We start from the raw sequence: 19,335 nt of genomic DNA, 5'->3' as shown, positions 1-19,335 counted from the left end.
TAATGATAAATGAGCGAATTCAATACATAGTATAGAATATTACCCGGGTATAAACGCATCGCATCGCTCTTTTCCAACCTTATTCTCCATGTCCTGGATCCCGCGAACACATCGCGGGAGGTTGGCTACAGATGATTGATCAACATAGCCCTTAGTTATTATTCAGCATCTATAAGAATTTGCTCGATTTCTCTATTTTTAAATACAACATGTTGATGCAAACCAATAGCAATTACTCCTGGGGCTAATTCTTTCATTGCCTTCATAGCGTCCTGCTTTTGCTTTTCCGTACTGTCTTGTGTTTCGAAAATCGCAACATTTGCTAAAAAAGCAGCAATTGTACCTTTTCTTACTATTTTGCCATTGATGGATGTGCTATCCACTCCATCAGGCAATACATCTTCAGGACGAATCGAATTATGATGCGGCATACTTCTCTCCTTTTATTCACTCAAATAACCAACTGTTTTATCTCTTCAAACTCATGCCATTAGATATTTCGGACTCATCAGGTTTGGGCTGTTCTGTTGCTATCTTTTCCCGTAACTCCTGCATTAATTGGGTTTGCCTGACGGCCCATAATGAGGATGAGGTATAAATTTTAGTGTACTCGGAAATGATTTCCTTAACTTTTTCTTTTGTTTGCTGTACTAAACTAGAATCACTTTTTCCTTCATTTGCTTGCTTCGCCAACTTTATTCCAACATCTAATGTTTCTTCTGTTCTTTTAAAATCGATGCCTTTATGCAAATATTTTTCTAACATCAACATTCCTCTGTTTCCTTTGTGGATTAAATAAATCACGGCATACTTTAGCATCATTTGAGCATTAATTAAAAAACTTATCGTTCCTGCTCGAAACAAGAAAAATAAGTTGCAGTCTAAGTTAGATTTGCACAAAATCCTTATATAGCCCTAATATAGGCGAGACGATACATCTCATTACGTCAAGGTAAAAATGATTATTATAGTTTGTGGAACTTCATCTTCAGGGAAATCAACTCTTTGCCAAGAATTGCAAAACCGACTTGATAATGGCTGGCTTAATTTTAGTACAGATGGGTATTTAAGCATGCTGGGTGATAAATTTGGCGGATTGCATCCTGATAACCCTCAAGTAGGTGTGCCTAATGATATTTGCTATGCGCAACAATATCCCGATGGCACCTATGAAATTATACCTGGAGCTTTATGTTCAAAACTCTACTTAACCATACCAAACGTCCTGAAGCTCATTGCCGAGCAAGGGTTCAATATTATTGTTGACTCTTTTATTACAACCATGGATGAGTTTAACAGTTATAAAGAAACATTGGAAAAATATGGCGTTTTATTTGTTTATCTTTATGCTTCCGAAGCCGTAATTAGCCAAAGAGAAGAAGCTCGAGGGGATCGATTAAAGGGATCAGCACTTCATTGGTTAAAACGATTTGATTTTCAAGATCAGTGTGAGTTGTGTATTAATACCGAAGAAATGAATATCCAGCACATTTGCAATGAAATTCTTCGATTCAAAATGCAGCCCTAGTACTTAGGCTACACAAAAGATAAATTAAAGGTATAATCGCCGCTCAGCTCAAGGATATACCTATGACTGCTTATGCAAAACTATCAAGAAAGAACGATTCATATCCCAGGCTTTACGCTTGCCTTAAAAATTTGGCATCCCGAAAAACCTAATCCCATTTTGTGTTTGCATGGGAAGCTGGATAACGCAGCAAGCTTTGATCTATTAGCTCCTTTAATACCTCATAGGCAACTTGTAGCTGTTGACTATCCAGGTACGGGATTTTCCAGCCATTACCCTCCAGGCGTTATGCCCCATTGGAAAAATGATGCGTTATTGATGTTGCATCTAATCAAAGCATTGGATTGGGAGCACTTTGATATTATCGCACATTCTTTGGGTTCCTTATTGGCAACAACAATCGCAATTGCCCAACCCGAACGTGTCAGAAAATTAATTTTTCTTGATATTTTGGGACCAACAGTCAATTTGATAGAACAGGCCACAATAAACCTCCCCCAAGATGTGGCGACCTATTTATCCTATAATCAAAACCAACGCACTCTATTTGATAATCGCATCGCAGCAATCCATGATCGTATGAAAGTCGGGTCCATTAGTTATCAAGCTGCTGAAGCTTTAGTTTCTCGAGGTACTGTAAACAGTAAGGAAGGATGGCATTGGACTTTTGATAAGCGATTACGCTGTGTTGGTTTTACGCTTCCTTATGAAGACGAAATAAGGGCGATGTTTCATACCCTGGCCGCCCCCGCTTGCCTTATTCGCGCCAAGCAAGGAGTACCTTATCCTGAAAACATTTTTCAAGATAGAATGCAATCAATAAAAAATTTAACTCTTCATGAGGTCCAAGGCGGTCATCATGTACATATGGATAATCCTGAACTTATAGCAAATATTTGTATTCAATTTTTGAACAGTTAGATGCTTAGTAAATCAGCAAATGATTTTATTTTGACTTTGACTATCATTTTCTAGTCTATATGGTTAAAATTAGCTATCTTTCTGCTTTTGTGGAAAGTAAAAAAGAAATAAGATTCTAAAGAGGGTAACTAAAATGGGGTTTAATTTTTTTAAAAAATACTATGACAAGGCAAACACTGCATTTGATGAGGTTGCGACAAACAACCCGCCAATTTACACTACAGTTCGAAAGTTAATTGATGAATTAGCCCACGTAGAAAGATTAGCTAAGGATCGTGAAGAACCACTTCATCCAGACATCTTCAATGCGGTACAGCAATTAAAAGCCCAATTAAATGATAGCAAAAGACAGTTTGATAACGATTTTAAAAAAGGGATACCGTTGTTTCTATTCCAACACCGCGTTCGAGATTTTGCTAATGATTGTCGCTCAGCCATCTATAGGTACGAGCCCACATTAATGGCTGCTCCTGGCGCTTTGAACAAGATCAGAGCATACATCAATGCTTTTCTGGAACATTATTTTGGAGTTGAGTCATATTTTAACACCGAGAAAAATGCTCTTGGATTGAAAGCGGAATTCAGTACAAATTATAACAACAGAAAAAGTGAACTCACTAAAGAAGTTTTTCGAAGTGACGGTTCTGAGGATACTTGCGGTCTAGGACTCTTCTGATAAGAATAAATTTCAAATAGCTCCCGGGTTTCGCTATGATGCGCCCGGGACTCTGTAAATCTTCGCATTCCAAAAATCAATTCTTTAATCTTTATTTTTAAATTCTTATCCTACCTAATCAATGCTATTATCAGTGAATAAATAACTAAATCCAAAAGGAATTGTCTCATGCGCCGAAATGTATCAAAAATAATCCACGTCATTCAGCTCAGCCTAGTCATTCTTTAGGAGTTAACCCTATGAGCCAAACGCTTCTCTTTACAGCGGGATTGATTATTATTTGGATCGTTGGCTACTTCCTGATTGTAGGGAGTCATGTGCTGATTCCTTTTGTGATTGCAGTTTTTATTTGGCATCTTCTTAATACCATAAGTAACATCATTCAACGCATACCCTCTGTAGGCCCCCGTCTCCCCGATTGGCTGAGTATGATTTTCGCTTTTTCAATAGTTACCGCATGTATTTTTATTTTTACCAGTATCATTACGGATAATGTCAATAATGTCATTGCAGCATCCGGGCGCTATCAAGAAAATTTATTAAAAATTTTCAACAATATTGATCAAAAATTTAATATAAAAGTATTGGCAAGTATGAATACTATGATCAAAAGCCTGAACCTCCAAACGATTTTTGTTAACGTTTATGGGGTATTTACGACACTTATGGGTTCTATGGTACTCATTTTATTGTATGTTGTTTTTTTATTTGTCGAACAACATTTTTTTCTAAAAAAAATTGATGCCCTATTCCCTACTTTGGAAGGCCGTATCCTGATGAACAACATCATTAGCCATATCGTGAATAACACCCAAACTTATCTCGGCCTAAAATCCATTTTAAGTCTCATTACTGCGCTTTCCAGTTGGGTAATCATGAAGTGGGTAGGATTAGATTTTGCCGAATTTTGGGCGCTTCTTATCTTTTTCCTCAATTTTATTCCTAATATCGGTGCGATTATTGCCATTGCTTTCCCAACCGCTTTAGCAGCAATACAATTTACCAGTTGGATTCCTTTTACTGAAATAATTCTGGGTTTGGGCACCATTCAATTTATCGTAGGGAATTTAATCGAACCGCGTTACTTAAGTAATTCATTGAACTTAAGCCCATTAGTTATTTTAGTTGCATTAGCCGTCTGGGGAGCAATATGGGGAATATTAGGAATGTTCCTGTCAGTACCAATCACAGTCATGATGATGATTATCTTTGCTCATTTTGAAAAAACCAGGTCTATAGCAATTCTTTTATCTCGGGATGGAGATGTCTTCAAAACTTATGAACTGTTATTGGAGAACCCTCCTGAACAAGATTGGGTTAAATATTAGAGGCTATACTCTTAAATAACTTTGACTCTAAGGACTTTAAAAAATGGATTTTATTAAAAAAACCATTGAATTAGCTAAAGAGAATGTGAAGCAAGGCGGAAGGCCTTTTGCCTGTCTCATTGTAGAAAAGGGTAAAATTATTGCCGAAGGAACCAATCTGGTAGCCCAAACCAACGACCCTACCGCGCATGCAGAAATTGTGGCAATAAGAAAAGCGACTGCGAAACTGCATACAGAACATCTTCTTAATTGTGAGTTCTATATTCTAGCTCATCCTTGCCCCATGTGTTTGGCCGCGATGTATTATTGCAGTCCGTTAAAGGTAACATTTATTACTTTAAGAGATGATTATAAAAAATATTATATTGACGATCGTAAATATTTCACCTTGGATAATTTTTATGATGAATTTGCGAAACCCTGGCAGGAAAGAAATTTGCCAATGACTTATCACGCCCACCGTGAAGCAATCGAAATATACAAGCTCTGGCAAGAACTCAATCAAAAGAATAAAAGTTAGAGTCAAAAAATTTGCAGTATCTTGTAGCCTGGGAACAAAGCAAAACCCGAGTTACGGCTGCGCCTGCACCCGGGCTACACGATAAGAGGCTGCAAACAGACCCAAATTAAAATCTTTTATTTTGTTTCCCAAAATGCAATATGAGCCCCTGTAGGATCTTTAATAATCGCAAAAAGCCCCATATCTCCAGCATGGGTAACTCCTTTTATTTCTTGAGCTCCATTTTGTTTTGCCTTTGCTAAAGTATCCGCCACATCCTTCACTAAAATATACGCCATCCAATGGGGGGGAATTTCATTTTGTTGATCTGTAGGGATTTGCCATATACCTGCAAACTCCTTATCGTCAGCTTTGATCAGGGTATAGGTCATTTCACCAGATTGTATTTCTTTAAATTGCCATCCTAATACTTTACTGTAAAATTCTTTCGCCTTTTTCACATCTGCAGTGGCTAATTCGTTCCAACAGAATTGATTCATAGAATTTTGTGACATGATGATAATCTCCTTATTTATTTTGGGTTTTAATAATAGCCCATAATTTCAAGAGATGTTAGAACAATTTGTCATAATTAAAAATTCATTAATAATCAATTAACTGTAATAATTCAGTTTGAAATTGTCCCGTCTTGGGGGAACTTAAACGATTTTTTTCTGCTGAGCCAACAAAGAATCCAGAGTCAGTTACATCAAAAAACTATCTGAACATAGCTTCAAATAAAAAATTGAATCAATATAAAAAATATAATTATGAATAAAGGAACAAGCAAAGAGAGATTCCCTCTATTAATTGGCTTTGCTCCTGTGTTTATATTGACATTCATACTGTCTGTATTGGTTGAATCATAAAAAGTATCTTTATCCACAACAATCGCTTGTGGAGGCAATTGTTCGGATTCGGTTTTAATGCGATTGGTTTTTTTTACAGCAGTACCTATAGCCAGGAATTCGATTAAACCATTACCTAATTGATACACATAGGTTTTAACCCCGACGACATCATCTGCACCTATAGACTGGGCTTCTTCATTGATAATTGCTAATGCATTCTCACGCGCATGATAAATCATGCGCGTGAGTTCGTTAATTTCACCCCGCACAAACGCTTTAATTGCTGAAGTAATCCCGCCCACTAACCCTAAGGAGTAAACGGATGTGCCTAATAATAATTTAACAGGAGCATATCCTAGGCGAGCCATATTCCACATTTCAATATTTGTCATATCACTGGTAACTACATCGTGATTTGCGTCGGTTATTAATTGAGGATTTTGAGAAGCAGTTCCTATCATGAGCATTTCATTCACACCGCCAAAAGGCAAAACGGTGGTCTTAATGCCCAATACCGCATTTGCTTTGTATTGTCGCGCATGAGCAGCGATACGATTTAATGCCAAGTGTCTTGTTTTATTAAAAATATCAGAGTATTCCTTGATCTCACCGCGTCCTAAGGTTTTTAAACTACCGATTAACCCTCGGCCTAAACCCATAGAATAGGCAACATTACCAAAAGAAAAACAAATAGGTTTATAACCCGCATCAAGCTGGGCATATAATTCCTGACCATCCGCTGAAGTTGAAAACTTTTCCTTATCCGCGCCACTTTCTGCATAAATCACTGAGCCTATCGATAAAAACTCAACATTTGCCCCATGGAGAATCAATTGACTGGTAACTCCTGTAATCCCTGTTGCATTTTTGCTCACTGCCTCCTCTAATAAGCGTTTATATGCTGTTTCTCTACCTTGCTCTATAAGGGAAGTAATCTGGGTTAATTCACCACCTAGCATTGCTTTAAAACCCGAACCGACACTCCCTATAATTCCCAAGGAATGAACACTATTCCCTACAACAATCGACCCAGGAGAATAATTTTTAAGTTGCAAACAAAATATCTCATTTCCTGATAGCCCTGTGGTCATGGTCATAATTTTTATTCCTTAAAAATTATAATGTTATATATAGTGTAGTTGGTATTTTTTGTAATATAAGCCGATATAAAAATAACAAGAGTGAGAAATAGTGCATCAATCAATTGAGTGAATGGATCTTGAAAAGCGGGTTAAAAGGCAAATTCTAAAAAAGGTTTATTTGATTGCTCCAGATTTAAAAGCCGGTAAATATCTTGAGGCTCCTCCTCCTGATTATGAAGTTGTTTTTGATAGGCATTGTTCAATCGGTAAGCCCCATAAATAAGCGTTAAGCCTACAGCAACTGGCCACGAAGCTACGGCTGCAGTGATAATAAATGCGACTCCGCCCACATTGAATGCCAATCCTTTCCAAAATTCGCAGTAATTTCTGTTACACACTTCATTGAGTCTTCTTAAAAGTTGGTGATGATGCTCATCATCCAGAATAGCACCATTTGCCAATTCACGCCGCACGGCAATAGAGGATTTTTGATATTTTTTATATTCTTCGGAAGTGTTATAGAATGCATTGCCCAGCATACTAAATAATGCAAGCCCGGCTAAAGCAAGCGGACCGGTGCAGAGTAAACTTACTGCAAAACAGGTGGCAATTATATTTGCTCCTAAAACGTTAATTGCAAAATAAGTACTTTGAGCCTCCCATTCATCGTTTAAAACATCTATCTGACGCTGAATCACTGCTTGCTCCGGGACTGTTGCCTCTTTTAATTGCTCCTGTAATTCAAGCATACGCCCATGATGCAGACTCGCTTCAAAAATCCATTGAGCTAAAAGTAAAAGTGTATCAAATGTCAAAAAAGCAAGTGTGATGAGCGGGACAGCTGTCTCAGCAACGTGAAAAAATTTATCATATGTAGTCAATAAACCCACTACGGCCCAAACCAAGTCATTAGCCATTGTAAAGCCACGCTTTTCCATTTCTTGTTTCAGCACTTTTCTTGTTGATAATTCATCGCTCATTGCCGACTCGACAATATGTTTGATCATAAGTGTTAAATTGATGAAGAAGCGAAGTGCATAGAGCGAAATACCCAAATCAGTAATGGCTTCACGGGATTTGTTTAAAAAGTTAATGCCTTCTATAAAACTGTATTTATTGCCAAAAACTTTATTTATCTCTTGAATCAACTCAGAAATAGAACCCTTCTGCAGATAAATAATTGCATAATTTGCTAAACCGCGGCTGTAGGAAAATTGGGAACGCCTGGTATTTATAGTACCAATATATTGGCGCAGCTTGGAAATTCTAATTAATGAAGACAGAAAATCGCGGATGCTCGTTTCTACTTCTTCTCGTATAAATTCCGAGAAACCCGCAATCGATTTTTGCTTTTCTTGTATCGGGTCTATTTTATAAAATGCTTCTACTTTTTTGCGGCATTGTTTTAATTTTTCCAAATCAGAACCAACATAATCCAGGTGATAATAAGAAATCAGCAAATCACACAAAAAGTACATATAAAGCACTATGAGATTTTCTTCTGTCCATTGCGATTTATTAGAAATCAGCACTTGATATAAAGATGAAAACTCATATTTTAATTGATCTAAACGAAACGTTTCTTCTTTAAAAGAAAAATCGTTTTTTTTAAATGAATCGTTAAAAAAAGTATGTTTTATGAGACCAATTTTTGATTTTCCCATAAACTCATTGAGAGGAATTGAGAGAAATTGCTAAATTGTACTATGGATTACCAATAACAGATTAAAACAATAGTGTTAATTTTTTGCAAAAAAACAGTTAAAAATAGAAAAAATGAGCAAAATCAAAAGAAGGAGCTCAGAACGGAAATAACCTCTTTTTTTTCTAAAAACTAATTGATACACTCATTGCCTCAAATATCCATCAATCCGAGATATAAAGTTGATTTTTGATGCAAATAATCCCTCTGATTCCATTGAAAAGAATTCATTAGAAAAAGAGAAAGTAGTTATTATCATTCCGACGCACAATGAAGCGTCCGTTATTCAAACAACAGTAGAACAAGTTTTTACATCAGTAGAACTCATTGATCACTATGATATACATATTTTAATTTTTGATAGTGCCTCTACGGATAATACGCAAGAAATCGTTGCTTCATTACAGAAAAATTACTCGAAATTACATTTACAAACTGAACCCACCAAATCTGGACTTGGGTCTGCGTATTTGCAAGCCATGAATTTTGCATTAGTTTCTTTGAATGCGGACATTATCTTTGAGTTTGATGCAGATCTTTCCCATCAACCCAAATATATACGTCCTATGCTGGATATGTTGCAAACCTGTGATTGTGTGCTGGGAAGCCGTTATGTGGATGGAGGAAGTATTCCGAAAAACTGGGAATTACATCGCAAGTTATTCTCCATTCTGGGTAATTATGTTGCCAGGGCAGTGCTTACTCCCCAATATAAAGACTTTACCAGCGGTTTTCGTGCTACTCGCCGACAACAGCTTATAAAAATTCTGCCCCAACAATTTCTCACGAATCACTATGCATATAAAATGCAATTGCTTTGGCTTTTACATAAAAATAAAGCAAAAATTCGCGAGTACCCTATTGATTTTATCGACCGCAATATTGGATACAGCAAGTTACCTAAAAACAGTATTGTCGATTCATTACGCGTTATTTTTACCTTGCGTTATCAAGAAATCAAACGTTATTTAAAAATGTGTCTGGTTGGCTCATTGGGTATTTTTGTACAATTTATTACCTACAATGTACTGCGTGAATATTTTCAGTTTTCTCCTTTCGAAGCGTCGCAAATTGCAGTATGTACCGCAATTATTAATAATTTCATTTTGAATAACAGGCTTACTTTTAATGTGAAACATAAGTTACCCTGGTCTTTAAAAATAAAACGCCTCCTTCTTTTCACTATTTATTCAGTGTTTATCATTAATTTGCAAAGTTATTGGTTGCGGCTTGGAGTTCTTTGCTTTGGCAGTGGCCCATTGCGCGAAAATATAATCATGGGTATTGGCATAGGTTTTATATCCCTTTTAAATTACTATACTTATTCTCGTCATATCTGGGCGGAAAAACTTGTCCCTAGCTAAAGGTGAACTTGTTCATGATAAAGAATCTGAGGAAAATAATTTCACCTTTAGGCATTCAACTGGGTAATAGAGATACGCTGGAGGAGGAGGCACATAGCAAGATTATCTCGTGGGACTTTTTTAACTCGCGAAGTGTTTACCTGTGTTTAACCCTCTATTTTGTCATCCTGTTATTGATAGCCCCCATTAACATCTTATCTCTTGATACCTACTATTATTGGGACTGGAGCCGCCATTTGGCGATATCCTATTATGATGGCTCCCCCATGATTGCTTATTTTATTAGGCTTGCAACTTCATTGTTTGGAAATAATCTGTTTGCCTTGAGCAGTGTAGGCATCGCCGTAATGGCTCTCAGCAGTTGGATTATTTACAAGAGTTCCCGATTTTTTTTATCCCAGGAAGCAAGCTTTATCGCCATGTTATCATGGCTATTTTCGCCTCTTGTCACCTTGGATATTTTACAGCAAACCACCTATGACACCCCCCTTGCTTTATTTTGGGCCTCAACTCTGTATTTCACTATAAAATTTATCCAAACAAGCAGCGTAAGAGCTCTCTATTTAATCGGGATCAGTGCCGGATTAATGATGTTATCCAAATATTCCGGAATTGTTTTAATTCTTTCCCTGCTTATTTTTACAATTTTTACTTACCGCTCAATTTTTAAAATAAAGCATTTCTATTTTGCTACAATCTTAGCCATTATTATTTTTAGTCCCGTTATCCTCTGGAATTATCAAAATCATTGGCAATCATTCATCTATCAGTTAACCGCTCATAAACTCCATCATGAGGTAAACCCCATTTACCATGCGATAAAAACATTTTTTACCCTATTTGTACCCTCACTCAACATTATGCTTCTTCCTCCCTTTTTAGTACGAAACCAAGAAATGGATGAGAAAAAGGCATTAATTGTGACCTTGTGCCGTATTGTTTGTATTACTTTTCTTTGTTTTTACTTATATACCGCCACTAAGGCAGGGATCCGGGAATTCTGGCTGACACCGTATCTAATGAGTAGTGCAATTTTATTGGGATATTGGGCCACCACAGCCTATAAACGTGGATTTGCCATTTTATTGATCATGTTTTATGCCGTAATCAGTCTCTTCATTTTAATTAATAACACATCGAAATTTAATGTGATTAAATCAAAAAAACTTGTTGTTTATCATTTAATTCAAAAACTTAATGCTACATACCCTCAATTACCCGACACGATTTTTACATCAGGCTGGTTTGCGGCACGTATGCTCTTTTTCCTCCAAAATAAACCGACCATTTATACTTTAGGTTGTGATACCGCGCAAAATCAATATGCTCTATGGGGCACTGACATCAATAAAAAAATTGCCGATAAAACATTAAAAGAAGCATGGTATATCGATCGATACGACCGGCAGAGCTGCTTGGACCAATATTTTGATCACTGTCAAAAAATACCGACCCCTACCTATCCCTTTAGACATAAAGAATATGCACTTAATGTTTACAAATGCCAGAATTTTTAACGACCAAAGTACCAAATCGCTCACTTGGGGTTGATTATCAACAGTCATCTTTTTTTCAGGTTGCGATTTGAGATTGATAAAATCCCGTGAACAACCTTGCAAACAACTCGTGGGGTGGGACGTAGTTAAGTAAGTGCACTTTTTATTGAATAATGGATCATGCATCAAAGTTTCTAAGCAAAAACTCACGATAGCTCAGGGTTCTATACTAAATCATTTGGCTCAGTCCATAATAGAGTTTACACTAATCTTCTTTTAACGTATTCATCGAATTATGTTACCATCTTGTTACTAGAGTTTGATAAGGACTGTCGATGCTTAAATTACTTTTTCTTTTTATTGCATTGTTTTCTTCAGTTTGTTTTGCTGATGAAAAAGAAATTGCAATTACTATAGATGATTTGCCTCTGGTTGCCTCAAGAATGAATACTCCAGGAAATCGTGAGCGTTCAACAGAGCGTTTTACGCAAATTGTACAAACTTTTCAAAAATATAAAGTCCCAGTTACAGGTTTTGTGATTGCAGGAGCTATAGAAAAAGGTCAATGGGATTTTCTTGAGCAATTTCGCCAAGCAGGCTTTATGTTAGGTAATCACACTTATTCACATTATAACCTGAATCAAATGAGTGCCGAAAAATACCTTGCTGATTTGGATCGCGCCGATAAAATTCTTACTCCAATCATGACCCAGCCCAAATATTTTCGCTATCCCTATCTGGCAGAAGGTGCTAAAGCCAAAAAGCAACAAGTATATGATTACCTCAAAGAACATAATTACACAATTGCCCCAGTGACCATTGACAGTAAAGATTTTGACTTTAATGCGATGCTTTATAAAGTTCCATATCGTTCTCGAGTAAATTACATTCAAAAATTAAAACCCCGCTATTTGGCTTATATATGGAAGCAAACTTTAAAGGCTGAAAAACGCTCTCAAGGGAAAAATGCCAAACAAATATTATTAATCCATGCAAATCTTCTAAATAGTTATGCGTTAGGTGATGTTTTGGAAATGTATCAAAAAAATGGATATAAATTTATCAGCTTGACGGAAGCGCTGAAAAATCCTGCGCCAATCATCAATTTCTCTCCTTCTATGAAAAAAGATACTTTGGGCGAAGAGTTAGAAAATGAACTTCTAAATCTCCCTAAGTTAAAAGAAAACTATGTGACACCTGAATAAAACAATTTGTATTTTGTAGCCCGGAGGCAGCAGCGAGCGGTGCCCCATTTCTGAACTGGGTTCCGCTCGTTGCACCCAGGCTCCAATGTTATTAGATATGATTTATTAAACAGGAGATTGTATGTTAAAACTCGCTATTGTTTTATTTCTTGCTGCAGTGATCTGTGGTTTTTTTCTTTTGACCGCGATATTGCAAGATAGGCCTGTTAATCAAAAAGTAAAAGCTCTGCATGGAGTTTTTGCAGGATTAGGCCTACTTATTATGATCGTGCACATGCTTACATTTATGTCAGGTCAATCTTCCCTGCTTATTGCAAGTTTAATTATCTTGATTGTTGCAGCATTAGGTGGCTTGACCTTGGTGATGCTTGCCAGGAAAGGGAAACCGCTCCCCAAATTGGCAGTAATAGTTCATCCAATCATTGCAATTGCTGGATTAATTGCGTTGATAATCTATGTCATGCCCTAAATTATTCCGATTCAAACCTATTTTTTAACAAACGTTCACGAAGAGATTGGACCAGTGTTTCTGGTGCTTTCTCTGGTGAGCCAGAATTAAAAGGTGGTTCAGGATCATACTCCAAACCAAGTTGTAAACTTTGTGCTACGTTTTCATCAGTAAGTTTTGCAGCAAGATATAAAGCCATATCAATACCTGCGGAAACACCAGCTGCTGTAATGATTTTTCCATCTTCAACAAATCGCTTTTGAGTTGGTATTGCTCCCCAATTTTTCAATCGATTCATTACTGCCCAATGCGTGGTTGCATTAACTCCCGATAAAATTCCTGCTGCGCCAAGGATCAAACTTCCAGTACAGACCGAGGTAGTCCATAATGTATGTTCATGAGTTGCTTTAACCCATGCAAGAATTTCGGGAAATTCACGCAATGCGGTTGCATTACCCGCCCCTGGAACCAACAGGACATCGGTATGTGAAATATCGGCTAATGCATGCTCAGCAATCAGAGTGAGTCCCGAACATGCACGTACTGGTCCGCAATTTAAACCAACCCTCTGCACCACAACTTCTGGCAAACGACTTAGTACTTCATAAGGGCCAATTGCATCCAGAACAGTCATCCCTTCATAAAATAAAAAAGTAATGTGCAGTGGTTTATGCATCGCCGTTTATCCCTTCTTCACAAACTGAGATTTTAATTTCATGGCGCCAATTCCTTCAATTTTGCAATCGATATCATGATCCCCTTCAACCAAGCGGATGTTTTTTACTTTAGTGCCAACTTTTACTACCTGGGAGGATCCTTTTATTTTTAAATCTTTAATTACTGTCACTGTATCCCCATCCTGGAGGATCTGGCCATGCGCATCTTTGATAATTCGGTGCTCGTCATGTACATGCTCTTCTACACCATCTTTTGACCATTCATAGGAACATTCTGGACAAATGAATTGACTACCATCTTCATAAGTATATTCTGAATCACATTTAGGGCATTGGGGTATATGAGGCATATTTTCTTCCAATTCAAAAAAAATTAATTAAGGTCTGTTGACCATAGTATATCAAAAACGCTTGATTAGTCTCCTACAACCGTAATAACCAGATGACGTTTTTGTGATAGATAGCGGTGCTCATAAAGATAGATTCCTTGCCACGTCCCCAAAGCTAATTTTCCATTTTGCATGGGAATAGTTAAGCTTGTTTGCGTTAACACAGTCCGAACATGTGCAGGCATATCATCCTTACCTTCAATCACATGTTTAAAAAGAGGATCACCATCAGGAACTAACCGAACCAGGAAATGTTCCAGATCCATACGAACTTGAGGATCATAATTTTCACAAAGCATTAAAGAGGCGCTAGTATGTTTGAGAAATAAATGGCATAAACCCTGTTGTATTGAAGCTTTTGCAATAATATTTTTTATTTCATCAGTGATATCTTGCGTGCCTCGACCTGAGGTATTAAAGGAGATGGAAAACTGTTCAATTTTCATAGTGTTTAAATGATTAATTGTTTATTATTTTTTACTATCGCAAAATTTACATTACGATTCAAAACAAATTATCAGGTGTTACCTCACTACTGATAACCCTAAGTATTTTATGTCTTGATTTATCCCCGCGCTGTAATATAACATTTCTTACCGGTACCTTAAATATTTGTGCAATATACTTCAACAATGCTTTGTTGGCACGACCTTCAATTGGGGGCGTATTTAAGCGAATTTTAAGCTCACCCTCATGAATCCCGACAATCTCTGTTTTTTTGGCGCCTGGCTGAACATATAAATGAAGGATTAAGCCTTCAACATCGTGTTGATACCACACAGTATAATTACCCCTGTAATTTTTTTTAATCAAGCAAATTAAATAATTTATTGATAGCTTACAAGATAAATCAGAATGAAGAAGTATGGGCGATTTCCTAGCCCTTTTATCAACGCTATAGGTAATCTACCTATCGCTTTATGCGCAATATCCATAGACAGTATAGTAGAAGAAATAGATTTTGAAAGTAACGCAAGATCATTCTGGATACCGCGCATAAAGCGCGCGGTACGTAGGCATTTATTAAATACATCTCTATTTCGTGACTCCCTTTTCGATCCTGCAGACAAGCCCTTGGACTGTAGAGACATTTGTATTTTACTTACTTAGCTTCGCGCTCACCCAGGTTCAATCAAATTAATTTAGGTTGAGAGGCTCATGGTGCTTACAACCTTTTCCATACTGTCTAAAGTGGACGTATAAGTCTGATCGAGCAATTTGATATTATCTTCCACTTTACGACGGTTAAGTTCATCAATTTGTTCTTTTGTTTTTTGCATTTCAAGGGTTTGGGCAAAAAATGAATCAACATGAGTTCCGATACTCGGCCCGTTCTTTCCAATTTGGGATTGAAACCATGATTTCACTTTAGGAGCAGGATTCTCTTTAGTGATTAGACGCACAGGAAGTTTTCCATCGCTCAACGCTTCGGACAGATTATCTCCCGCTTTTTCTAATCGCTCAAGCAAACTGGAGTCATCGGTTGCAATAGCATGGCGTATGGTCGCATCACGAATGATAGTAAACATTTTCGTATAGTTTTCTATCTTGCCTTTTGTTGCACTTTCCAAATTTTTCTTGGCTGTTGTATAGGCTAATTTATCACCATCGAAAATAATGCGTGCATCTTGAGCAAAAATGGCCAATATATCGGGACGTCCTGTAGATAAAATTGCCCCAACAGTTGTTTGGGTGGCCTCTGGACTTTTATTTTCGAAACTGAGATCAGGATGTTTTGCAATAAATTGAATTAGGTCTAATGGTGGAACCAGAGCAAGCACCACTCTCATAAGAAGAGTCCTGCCGTTGGAATTTACTGCGTTCACCAACTCTGGATGGTCGGTAATCAGTGTTTTAACCTTTTCATATTCTTTTTTACTTACAGCTTCCCATAATGCATCTTCATAAATTGACGGCATTTTTTTCTCTCCCTATCATAAAAAATTGGCCAGATTATACCAAAAAAAGGGCATGCTGTCATATAATATTCCGATTATTGGGCAAAATGTACTACATTCCCACACTGTTTTGGTGGCTATTTTTGAAATGAAACATTGAGGCAAGATTATCCTTTACATGACTCAAGGGTTCATAATCAATGCCTAAATCACACGCATCACAAATCTTCTGAATATGTGATGGGCTTACTGTAGCAAATCCCATTGATTTTGCATCGTTAATAAGAGTTTCGATTTTTTTTATTTTTTCTGAAATTTCTGGCTCGACCTCTTCATGCAAGTCGCTTAAAACACTGGATAGCTTTTTCAGTGCAGATTCATAATTACGCTGTTTCTCCGGATCAAATTCAATAAGTTCACTAGCATCCCTTATCGAATTCATAAAAAATCGATATCGTTCAATAGGTTCTGACTTTTTAGGCTCTTCAGACTCATGCCGTTCCGTACTGGTAAACTCAATAGCAGGTTTACTTGCATCCGTTACATGGTTTCGCTCTTCAGGTAACTGAATCGTATCAGTTTTTCCACCCTCCGATACTTCTGGTTGATGCGGCTCTATCGCCGCAAGTTCAATAGCTGGTGTACTTGACTTTACGTCAATGCCTAGCTCTTCAGGTAAATGAACAGTTTCAAGTTTTTCACCTTTAGAAATTTCTGCTTGAGGTTGTTCTATCTTCACAATCTCAATAGTAGGCGTATTTGATTTTACGTCATTGCCTTGCTCTGCAGGTAAAGGAGTAGTAGCGTTAAGTTTAGGAGAAAACTCAGGCTCCGTATCTATCGTTTCTTGTAACGAATTACCTGAGGTAGGAATCCAGTTCTCAGTGCGATCTTGTGGTGCAACAAACAGGTGTTTCATTAAGGTTATATTGAGGTCAAAACGTTTTTTTGCTTCCTCTGATAGTACAGGTTTAATGATACTTGCTATTGTATCTAAGTCTTTATTGCATGCGCTTAATAAAATTTGGGTAGACTCATAATGTTCAACTGTTTTTAGTTTCTCTTTATACTTTTGCAATTGAATCAACGTAGCATCCAATGTGTTGATTTGTTCTTCATTTAATTCGTCAACAGGACACTTTTTTAATTCATCGATGATTAAACTCAAACTACTGTCTATATCTTCTAAAGCATGCACACGTGCATTCTCATAATGAGTAGATAGCGTCTCCATCTCTTGCTTCCACTCAGTTTGAATTGCTTGGCTTTCATTTTCAAAGTTTCTGACAATTTCTTGATGTTCCTCATAAATCATTTGCAATTGTGGCACTTCGTGACGAGCCTCTTCAAAAAAAGACTCAAGAACCTCCTGTGCAACTTTAAGTTTTTCTTGTTTCACTTGGTACTGTTTCTCAATGACCTCTATCTCTGATGAACCTGCATCCACTAGAGGCCCTTCAGGATACTCCATTTCCATTTCATTTTTTATTGCAATTAATTTATTATAAAGTGTTATCGCTTTTTGTTTTGTTTCTTCACCAATATTTTCATCTTGGGAAATTAAGTTTACTGCCTTTTGCATCAAGGCAATATGTTCCTCATAAGATGTATCTATGAGTTTAATTTGTTTTATATGATGGATATAAGTAATTCGTTTCATTTCCTCTTCATAATATTCATATAAACTCATATTAGTTATGCCATAAAGCGATTTTTCCCATTCAGATGTTGGAAGAGGTAATGGTTTAGGTGGTTCGGATTCGAGTATTGATGATTCTTTTTTTCTGGGGATAAACACAAAATTCTGTAGATTTGCTGCTGCGGTCAGAGCATGTTCTTCTTCAATTTCTTCAAGCAATGCAACTTCTTTTGCCAATAAATCCTTATCTTTGAAAAGCTCGTGAATGATATCAAAACGACCACTTACAGTTAGAAAAAAGAGTAAATTATGTTCGCACAAGTAGATGAACTCATCAAAAAATTGTTCATTTTGACGAATTACATCATTTTTATTTTGAATCGCATTAAGTCTTCTGAGCCATTCTAAATAAGAAACCAAAAGCGGATAAGTTGCCTCCGATAACTCGCGTTGCTTTAAGATTAAATCACTTGGATTACCCATTACGCGTTTTAAATGTTCATCTGGTGATATATGAAGGAGTCCCATCATTCACTATCCGATTTATGACCATATTTTATCAAAGTATAGTATTTTTTATATCTAATGCATTTATTATGTTTAATATGTAAATTATTTGCCTACAAAATCATGGGGATGAGTGCATGAGACTTAAGAGTGATTGGCTCTGTATATTTCTTCAGAAACTTGGTACAGAAAACGAAGTACAAAGAAACCCAAAGCGGATAACCCTATCCTCTGGAGTAAGGTGTGTGATAAAAGTCTAGTTCAGTTCAGTGCCGTACGTTTTTGGGAAGATAATTCATCACGCAGTAGCTCAAACATTTAGCATTGGTAATTTCAAGATCACGAAAATAGGTTATTTCTTGTAAATAAAAATCAAAAGTTTCCTGAATTGCTTCAAAATAGCCTTTAATAACCACTGAATAACGCATTTTTGCTGTATAGTGTATTTCGAGAAGCTTAGAGTATAAGCACGTAATTTCATAAGCACATTGCGTATGTGCCGTTAGCGCAACATCAAAGCAATTTACTTCAAGCAATTTATTTTTTAGCTTATCTATGTTGCCGAGTATATTGGAAATGTAAAAGTTAATTTTTTCCCTTTCTTCTTTATAAACCGCACCTAATACATCAGGTATTGAATGGACCATTTCCCGTAAAAAATTTAAATCCGCAATGTAATTTCCCAACACGTTGCTTTTCTTCATTTCTATGAATCGTGCTTGCCATTCTACTAAGTGCATCACGATACGTTTATATGCAATCAGTTCTTTTTCTTTGGAATTATCTGCAGTAGGGAATTGATTGTTGGCTTTCAAATGTTCTATCTGTCCCATCACCATAAAACATGCATTTTTAATATCTTCGAAGGTTAATGATTCAAAATTATTGGCTTCAATTTTTTCACTAATAGTATCAATAACCTTTACTACCTCTGGAGATAACATTGCAGTTCCAAATTTCAATATCACCTAGATCTGATTATAGTTCAATATTTAAACATAAAAGAGATTGCGTTTTGAATGGAGCGATACTCAATAGACCGCTTACCAGGTTCATTGCGGAAGGGAAGTCAGGGGCTAATAGATTGTTCCTGTAACCTAAGTAGCGCTTTTTACTCAGCGCTAC

General features: G+C 36.7%; 21 protein-coding genes. 9 read left to right on the top strand and 12 right to left on the bottom strand.

Going from position 1 to position 19,335, the window contains the following annotated elements:
* Positions 1 to 158: 158 nt before the first annotated feature.
* Both FOLKNPGA_RS05115 and FOLKNPGA_RS05110 read right to left on the bottom strand, forming a co-directional pair.
* Positions 159 to 431, bottom strand: a complete 273-nt coding sequence (locus FOLKNPGA_RS05115; protein ID WP_182351977.1) for a hypothetical protein — start codon at positions 429 to 431, stop codon at positions 159 to 161.
* 37 nt (positions 432 to 468) lie between these two features.
* A complete protein-coding gene (locus tag FOLKNPGA_RS05110; protein WP_182351976.1) occupies positions 469 to 771 on the bottom strand; it encodes a hypothetical protein in 303 nt (100 codons plus the stop codon).
* 187 nt (positions 772 to 958) lie between these two features.
* On the opposite strand from FOLKNPGA_RS05110, the gene FOLKNPGA_RS05105 reads away from it, so the two are divergent.
* The 5 genes from FOLKNPGA_RS05105 to FOLKNPGA_RS05085 all read left to right on the top strand — a co-directional run bounded on the left by FOLKNPGA_RS05105 (position 959) and on the right by FOLKNPGA_RS05085 (position 4,973).
* Positions 959 to 1,528: an AAA family ATPase gene (locus tag FOLKNPGA_RS05105; RefSeq protein ID WP_182351975.1), complete on the top strand. Its 570-nt coding sequence runs from the start codon at positions 959 to 961 to the stop codon at positions 1,526 to 1,528.
* Positions 1,529 to 1,600: 72 nt separating this feature from the next.
* The gene (locus tag FOLKNPGA_RS05100) at positions 1,601 to 2,449 is read left to right on the top strand and encodes an alpha/beta fold hydrolase (RefSeq protein ID WP_182351974.1); all 849 of its coding nucleotides are present in this window, start codon (positions 1,601 to 1,603) and stop codon (positions 2,447 to 2,449) included.
* 133 nt (positions 2,450 to 2,582) lie between these two features.
* Positions 2,583 to 3,125, top strand: a complete 543-nt coding sequence (locus tag FOLKNPGA_RS05095; protein WP_182351973.1) for a hypothetical protein — start codon at positions 2,583 to 2,585, stop codon at positions 3,123 to 3,125.
* Between the two features lie 239 nt (positions 3,126 to 3,364).
* Positions 3,365 to 4,453 (top strand): AI-2E family transporter, encoded by a 1,089-nt coding sequence (locus tag FOLKNPGA_RS05090; RefSeq protein WP_182351972.1) that lies wholly within the window; start codon positions 3,365 to 3,367, stop codon positions 4,451 to 4,453.
* 43 nt (positions 4,454 to 4,496) lie between these two features.
* The gene (locus FOLKNPGA_RS05085) at positions 4,497 to 4,973 is read left to right on the top strand and encodes a nucleoside deaminase (protein ID WP_182351971.1); all 477 of its coding nucleotides are present in this window, start codon (positions 4,497 to 4,499) and stop codon (positions 4,971 to 4,973) included.
* A gap of 116 nt (positions 4,974 to 5,089) precedes the next feature.
* Here FOLKNPGA_RS05085 and FOLKNPGA_RS05080 read toward each other — a convergent pair whose 3' ends face one another.
* The 3 genes from FOLKNPGA_RS05080 to FOLKNPGA_RS05070 all read right to left on the bottom strand — a co-directional run bounded on the left by FOLKNPGA_RS05080 (position 5,090) and on the right by FOLKNPGA_RS05070 (position 8,549).
* Positions 5,090 to 5,467, bottom strand: coding sequence for a VOC family protein (locus tag FOLKNPGA_RS05080; RefSeq protein WP_182351970.1), 378 nt, complete (start codon positions 5,465 to 5,467; stop codon positions 5,090 to 5,092).
* A 218-nt stretch (positions 5,468 to 5,685) separates the two neighbouring features.
* Positions 5,686 to 6,900, bottom strand: a complete 1,215-nt coding sequence (locus tag FOLKNPGA_RS05075) for a heavy metal-binding domain-containing protein (protein ID WP_182351969.1) — start codon at positions 6,898 to 6,900, stop codon at positions 5,686 to 5,688.
* A 134-nt stretch (positions 6,901 to 7,034) separates the two neighbouring features.
* Complete coding sequence (locus FOLKNPGA_RS05070) at positions 7,035 to 8,549, bottom strand: hypothetical protein (protein WP_182351968.1); 1,515 nt, start codon at positions 8,547 to 8,549, stop codon at positions 7,035 to 7,037.
* Between the two features lie 220 nt (positions 8,550 to 8,769).
* Here FOLKNPGA_RS05070 and FOLKNPGA_RS05065 point away from each other — a divergent pair, with 220 nt between their 5' ends.
* The 4 genes from FOLKNPGA_RS05065 (at position 8,770) to FOLKNPGA_RS05050 (ending at position 13,121) form a co-directional block, all read left to right on the top strand.
* Positions 8,770 to 9,951 (top strand): glycosyltransferase family 2 protein, encoded by a 1,182-nt coding sequence (locus FOLKNPGA_RS05065; protein ID WP_182351967.1) that lies wholly within the window; start codon positions 8,770 to 8,772, stop codon positions 9,949 to 9,951.
* Between the two features lie 14 nt (positions 9,952 to 9,965).
* Positions 9,966 to 11,468 carry a glycosyltransferase family 39 protein gene (locus tag FOLKNPGA_RS05060; protein WP_182351966.1) on the top strand — a complete coding sequence of 501 codons (1,503 nt, stop codon included), beginning with the start codon at positions 9,966 to 9,968 and terminating at the stop codon, positions 11,466 to 11,468.
* 314 nt (positions 11,469 to 11,782) lie between these two features.
* The gene (locus tag FOLKNPGA_RS05055; RefSeq protein ID WP_182351965.1) at positions 11,783 to 12,652 is read left to right on the top strand and encodes a polysaccharide deacetylase family protein; all 870 of its coding nucleotides are present in this window, start codon (positions 11,783 to 11,785) and stop codon (positions 12,650 to 12,652) included.
* Positions 12,653 to 12,773: 121 nt separating this feature from the next.
* On the top strand, positions 12,774 to 13,121 hold the full coding sequence (locus FOLKNPGA_RS05050; RefSeq protein ID WP_182351964.1) for a hypothetical protein: 348 nt from the start codon (positions 12,774 to 12,776) through the stop codon (positions 13,119 to 13,121).
* Between the two features lies 1 nt (position 13,122).
* Here FOLKNPGA_RS05050 and FOLKNPGA_RS05045 read toward each other — a convergent pair whose 3' ends face one another.
* From FOLKNPGA_RS05045 to FOLKNPGA_RS05015, 7 genes are all read right to left on the bottom strand, one after another.
* Positions 13,123 to 13,776: a DJ-1/PfpI family protein gene (locus FOLKNPGA_RS05045; protein WP_182351963.1), complete on the bottom strand. Its 654-nt coding sequence runs from the start codon at positions 13,774 to 13,776 to the stop codon at positions 13,123 to 13,125.
* A gap of 6 nt (positions 13,777 to 13,782) precedes the next feature.
* Positions 13,783 to 14,127 (bottom strand): zinc ribbon domain-containing protein YjdM, encoded by a 345-nt coding sequence (locus tag FOLKNPGA_RS05040; protein ID WP_182351962.1) that lies wholly within the window; start codon positions 14,125 to 14,127, stop codon positions 13,783 to 13,785.
* A gap of 65 nt (positions 14,128 to 14,192) precedes the next feature.
* Entirely contained in the window at positions 14,193 to 14,612 is a 420-nt protein-coding gene (locus FOLKNPGA_RS05035) for a secondary thiamine-phosphate synthase enzyme YjbQ (protein WP_182351961.1), read from the bottom strand.
* Positions 14,613 to 14,670: 58 nt separating this feature from the next.
* Positions 14,671 to 14,946: a DUF167 domain-containing protein gene (locus FOLKNPGA_RS05030; protein ID WP_182351960.1), complete on the bottom strand. Its 276-nt coding sequence runs from the start codon at positions 14,944 to 14,946 to the stop codon at positions 14,671 to 14,673.
* Positions 14,947 to 15,308: 362 nt separating this feature from the next.
* Positions 15,309 to 16,085, bottom strand: coding sequence for a hypothetical protein (locus FOLKNPGA_RS05025; RefSeq protein ID WP_182351959.1), 777 nt, complete (start codon positions 16,083 to 16,085; stop codon positions 15,309 to 15,311).
* A 91-nt stretch (positions 16,086 to 16,176) separates the two neighbouring features.
* Positions 16,177 to 18,234 (bottom strand): hypothetical protein, encoded by a 2,058-nt coding sequence (locus FOLKNPGA_RS05020; protein ID WP_255466055.1) that lies wholly within the window; start codon positions 18,232 to 18,234, stop codon positions 16,177 to 16,179.
* A gap of 242 nt (positions 18,235 to 18,476) precedes the next feature.
* A complete protein-coding gene (locus FOLKNPGA_RS05015) occupies positions 18,477 to 19,154 on the bottom strand; it encodes a hypothetical protein (protein WP_182351958.1) in 678 nt (225 codons plus the stop codon).
* Positions 19,155 to 19,335: the final 181 nt, after the last annotated feature.

Source organism: Legionella sp. PC1000 (assembly GCF_014109805.1).
GTDB classification, from domain to species: domain Bacteria; phylum Pseudomonadota; class Gammaproteobacteria; order Legionellales; family Legionellaceae; genus Legionella; species Legionella resiliens.
Note: the sequence above shows the minus strand (reverse complement) of the source record. Positions and strands in the feature narration are given on the sequence as shown.

What these genes read in the sequence shown, in the direction of transcription:
- FOLKNPGA_RS05100 (WP_182351974.1), top strand. Translation starts at nt 1,601, where the DNA reads ATGCAAAACTATCAAGAAAGAACGATTCATATCCCAGGCTTTACGCTT.
- FOLKNPGA_RS05050 (WP_182351964.1), top strand. Translation starts at nt 12,774, where the DNA reads ATGTTAAAACTCGCTATTGTTTTATTTCTTGCTGCAGTGATCTGTGGT.
- FOLKNPGA_RS05090 (WP_182351972.1), top strand. Translation starts at nt 3,365, where the DNA reads ATGAGCCAAACGCTTCTCTTTACAGCGGGATTGATTATTATTTGGATC.
- FOLKNPGA_RS05095 (WP_182351973.1), top strand. Translation starts at nt 2,583, where the DNA reads ATGGGGTTTAATTTTTTTAAAAAATACTATGACAAGGCAAACACTGCA.
- FOLKNPGA_RS05110 (WP_182351976.1), bottom strand. Translation starts at nt 771, where the DNA reads ATGTTGATGTTAGAAAAATATTTGCATAAAGGCATCGATTTTAAAAGA.
- FOLKNPGA_RS05060 (WP_182351966.1), top strand. Translation starts at nt 9,966, where the DNA reads ATGATAAAGAATCTGAGGAAAATAATTTCACCTTTAGGCATTCAACTG.
- FOLKNPGA_RS05035 (WP_182351961.1), bottom strand. Translation starts at nt 14,612, where the DNA reads ATGAAAATTGAACAGTTTTCCATCTCCTTTAATACCTCAGGTCGAGGC.
- FOLKNPGA_RS05020 (WP_255466055.1), bottom strand. Translation starts at nt 18,234, where the DNA reads ATGATGGGACTCCTTCATATATCACCAGATGAACATTTAAAACGCGTA.
- FOLKNPGA_RS05055 (WP_182351965.1), top strand. Translation starts at nt 11,783, where the DNA reads ATGCTTAAATTACTTTTTCTTTTTATTGCATTGTTTTCTTCAGTTTGT.
- FOLKNPGA_RS05070 (WP_182351968.1), bottom strand. Translation starts at nt 8,549, where the DNA reads ATGGGAAAATCAAAAATTGGTCTCATAAAACATACTTTTTTTAACGAT.
- FOLKNPGA_RS05075 (WP_182351969.1), bottom strand. Translation starts at nt 6,900, where the DNA reads ATGACCATGACCACAGGGCTATCAGGAAATGAGATATTTTGTTTGCAA.
- FOLKNPGA_RS05015 (WP_182351958.1), bottom strand. Translation starts at nt 19,154, where the DNA reads ATGTTATCTCCAGAGGTAGTAAAGGTTATTGATACTATTAGTGAAAAA.
- FOLKNPGA_RS05085 (WP_182351971.1), top strand. Translation starts at nt 4,497, where the DNA reads ATGGATTTTATTAAAAAAACCATTGAATTAGCTAAAGAGAATGTGAAG.
- FOLKNPGA_RS05025 (WP_182351959.1), bottom strand. Translation starts at nt 16,085, where the DNA reads ATGCCGTCAATTTATGAAGATGCATTATGGGAAGCTGTAAGTAAAAAA.
- FOLKNPGA_RS05080 (WP_182351970.1), bottom strand. Translation starts at nt 5,467, where the DNA reads ATGTCACAAAATTCTATGAATCAATTCTGTTGGAACGAATTAGCCACT.
- FOLKNPGA_RS05040 (WP_182351962.1), bottom strand. Translation starts at nt 14,127, where the DNA reads ATGCCTCATATACCCCAATGCCCTAAATGTGATTCAGAATATACTTAT.
- FOLKNPGA_RS05105 (WP_182351975.1), top strand. Translation starts at nt 959, where the DNA reads ATGATTATTATAGTTTGTGGAACTTCATCTTCAGGGAAATCAACTCTT.
- FOLKNPGA_RS05115 (WP_182351977.1), bottom strand. Translation starts at nt 431, where the DNA reads ATGCCGCATCATAATTCGATTCGTCCTGAAGATGTATTGCCTGATGGA.
- FOLKNPGA_RS05045 (WP_182351963.1), bottom strand. Translation starts at nt 13,776, where the DNA reads ATGCATAAACCACTGCACATTACTTTTTTATTTTATGAAGGGATGACT.